The 3,174-nt window shown below is 72.8% G+C and carries 4 protein-coding genes; 2 read left to right on the top strand and 2 right to left on the bottom strand.

Annotation, left to right across the window (positions count from 1 at the left end; translation table 11 throughout):
• Together Q1N79_RS15215 and Q1N79_RS15210 are read right to left on the bottom strand one after the other, a co-directional pair.
• The coding region (locus Q1N79_RS15215; protein ID WP_367185073.1) for an FtsX-like permease family protein at nucleotides 1-1,198 on the bottom strand (1,198 nt) is incomplete at its 3' end.
• Between the two features lie 9 nt (nucleotides 1,199-1,207).
• Nucleotides 1,208-1,948 (bottom strand): ABC transporter ATP-binding protein, encoded by a 741-nt coding sequence (locus Q1N79_RS15210; RefSeq protein ID WP_300609607.1) that lies wholly within the window; start codon nucleotides 1,946-1,948, stop codon nucleotides 1,208-1,210.
• Nucleotides 1,949-2,133: 185 nt separating this feature from the next.
• On the opposite strand from Q1N79_RS15210, the gene Q1N79_RS15205 reads away from it, so the two are divergent.
• Both Q1N79_RS15205 and Q1N79_RS15200 read left to right on the top strand, forming a co-directional pair.
• Nucleotides 2,134-2,718: a PadR family transcriptional regulator gene (locus tag Q1N79_RS15205; protein ID WP_300609605.1), complete on the top strand. Its 585-nt coding sequence runs from the start codon at nucleotides 2,134-2,136 to the stop codon at nucleotides 2,716-2,718.
• Nucleotides 2,719-2,850: 132 nt separating this feature from the next.
• On the top strand, nucleotides 2,851-3,174 hold a 324-nt coding region (locus tag Q1N79_RS15200; protein WP_300609603.1), incomplete at its 3' end, for a hypothetical protein.

Genomic DNA, 3,174 nt, shown 5'->3' with positions numbered 1-3,174 from the left:
TCAGCCGGGTGCCGGCCAGCACGCCCGCCAGGCTGGCCGCGGCGCCGAGCACGACCGCCTCGGCCAGCGCGGGCCGCGTCAGCTGCCACCTGGTGGCGCCTCGCGCCCGCAGCAGCGCGGACTCCTCCTCGCGCAGACTGGCGAGCAGCCGTGCGGCCAGCACCAGCGCCGCCCCGGCGACCAGCAGCAACAGCAGTGCGCCGATCGCGAACAGCGACCGGGTCAGCACGATCGTGCTGGCCAGGCCGGCCAGGAGCTGCGGCAGGCCCGAGGCTACCTGCAGCCCATCGGGCATGACAGAAACAGCCAGGTGTGAAACCACCGCGCTGGTGCTCGCGGCCAGCGCGGCGATGTTCCCGCTGGCCATCGCCGGTGCCTGCGGCAACACCAGCCACGAGGCCTGGTTCGCGGTGAGCGCCCCGCCGAACGCGGCCGGGTTCACGACCGCGGGGCCGTACTTGACGAAGGTACCCGCGAGGCTCATCCCTGCTGTGCTGACGGTGTAACTCTGGCTGCTGATCCCCGAGACGGGCAGCAGGTCCACGTTCCAGTACGCCGCCGCCGGGTTCCTGGGCTTGAACAGACCGGTGACCTGCAGCGAAACCGGCGTCCCGCCGGACGCAGGGGTGCCCGTCAGCACCGACCCCACTGTCAGGTGCAGCCGGCTGGCCGCGGCGGCCGGCAGCGCCACGGGCAGCGGACCCCCGTGGCGCGGCGGACCAGGCCATTGCCCGGCGGTCAGCGTCGCCTGGGCGCTGATCCCTGCCAGCGACGCGGGCAGGATCTGCGTGATGGTCGGCCCTGGGGCGGGCGGCCCGCCCGGCTCGCCTTGGTCGCCCGGCCCGCCTTGGGAGACGGGTGGGCTTACGGCGCTCGACGGGAGCTGGATTGGCTCCGCCCACAGCGCGCTTTCCAGCTGGAAACCGACCCCCGGCCACGCCGCGCGCAGCGTGGCACGGATCAGTTGCGAGTCGGAGGCGGCCTGGCCGGCGTCGTCGATGACGCCGCTGAGCGCGAACGACCGGCTCTGGGGGGCGGCCAGGGTGCTCAGCGCTCCGGTCGGGACCACCCTGACCGCGAAGGTCCAGAGCACGGCCGTAAGCCCGGTGGTCAGGAGCACCGTGACCGCGACGCAGGCCAGGAGCAACCACGAGGACCTGGCCCGGCGGACGAGGAAGGACACCCCCAGCCCACCCATAGCCCGCTCCTACCCGCCCTCGACGCTCGCGACGGACCCATCCTCCAGCGAAATGATCTTGTCGGCCAGGTCGACGAGCTCCTCGTCGTGGGTGGCGACCAGCGCGGTGACGCCCTCGGAACGCACCACGCTGAGCAGCAGCTCCATGATCTGCCGGCCGGTCTCCAGGTCGAGCTGGCTGGTTGGCTCGTCCGCGATCAGCAGGCCCGGCCGGCCGGCTAGCGCGCGGGCGATGGCCACCCGCTGCTGCTGGCCGCCGGAAAGCTCATCGGGGCGGTGCGCGGCATGGCTGGACAGCCCGGTCAGCGCCAGCATGGCCGCGACCCGCTCACGGCGCTCGCCGGGCCGCAGGCCGGCGATGCGCAGCGGAATCCCGACGTTTTCCGCCGCGGACAGCATCGGCACGAGCCCGAAGGACGGGAAGATGAAGGAGACCCGGTCCCGCCGCAGTGCCAGCCGCTCCCGCTCGGTCATCCGGTTCACCTCGCGGCCGTCCACCCATACGCAGCCCGCCGTCGGGTCGTCCAGGCCGCCGATGATGTTCAGCAGCGTGGTCTTGCCTGAGCCGGATCGTCCGCGCAAGGCAACGAGCTGACCACGGCCTATCGTGAACGAGACCTCGCGCAGCGCGTGAACGGCCGTATGCCCGCTGCCGAAGGTCCGGCTGACACCGTCCGCCGCGACCATGACCTGCGGCGACTGGCCCGCGTTGGCTACGCCGTACGCCGAGGGTGCCTGGCCGGAGTTCATCCCGATCCCTTACGCAGATGGCTGCCCGCCCGGTCAGCGACTGGTCCGGCGGGCCGCTGCTGGCATGCCCGTGCCCGTCCCGGGGGCTGGCGCCGACCGGGGGCTGGGACTATGCTCAACCCTTACCTAGCGGCAATGCAAGAACGGACTTCAGATCGTTACCCTAGCGGCAAGGTAAGGCTGTCATGCCCCTGCACCACGCGGTCCTGGCCCTGCTGGCGGCCAAGCCCGCCCACGGCTACGAGCTCAAGGCCAGCTTCGAGCAGGCCGTCGGCGAGCAGTGGGGCGGGCTGAACATCGGCCACCTGTACCAGATCCTGGACCGGCTCTCCCGGGACGGCCTGATCGACTCCGAGCGGCAGCCGCAGCAGGTCAAGCCCGACCGCGTCGTCCACCGGCTCACCCCGGCCGGCCGCGCCGAGCTGGACCGGTGGCTGGCCGAGCCGGCCATCCGGGCCCGCGGCTACCGCGACGACTTCTTCCTCAAGATCATGGCCGCCCTGCGCTGCGGCGACCCCGCCGCGCTGCCGGCCGTGCTCGCCCGGCAACGCGCGCACCTGCTGCGGCAACTGCACGCCCTGGCCGACGCCCGCGGCGCCACCAGCAGCACCGCGGTCGAATCCCTGCTCAGCACCGCGGCCGAACTGCACATCCGCGCCGACCTCGGCATCGTGGACGCCGCCGAGAAAACCCTGACCGCCAGTCCCGCCAGTCCCGCCACCGGGCAGTCAACCCCAGGCCAGACACCACGGCAGGCCGCAGCAAGCTAGCCCGCTATCCCGAACGGGCGATCGTGTCTGCAACGCCAGCCGCCACTCCCCAATCGGAGGACCGCAGTGCCTCGTGCTCAGCCGTAGTGACCCGCCGCCCGGTCCTTTGTGCCTGCGTGCTGTCATGGGAACATGCCAAGCGTACCGATGACACACCCGCTGGCCCGGCTCGGCCGACTGGAGCTTGAACCCGGACTGCGCGCTCTGCAGCCTGGCTCGGCAGCGTCCGGGCTCTGCGTGACGGCCACCGTCGAGGTGCCGGAGTCGGGGTCAGAACGGCAGTATGCCTGGGATGTGGCCTGGACCGATGCGGTCCGCGAGGCCGGCCAGCTCGGCGCCGATCGGCGCACCGCCCAGGCGCTGGCCACGGGCGCAGGGAGCCCGCCCGCCGCCGGGGCCCGGGTCGTGGTCGCGGCGCATGGCGAGGTTCTGCTGGCGCGGTGGGTGCCGCCCGGC

This window comes from Trebonia sp. (genome assembly GCF_030042015.1).
Lineage (GTDB): Bacteria > Actinomycetota > Actinomycetes > Streptosporangiales > Streptosporangiaceae > Trebonia.
The sequence above is the reverse complement of the archived record's forward strand: the minus strand, read 5'-3'. Positions and strand labels throughout refer to the sequence as shown.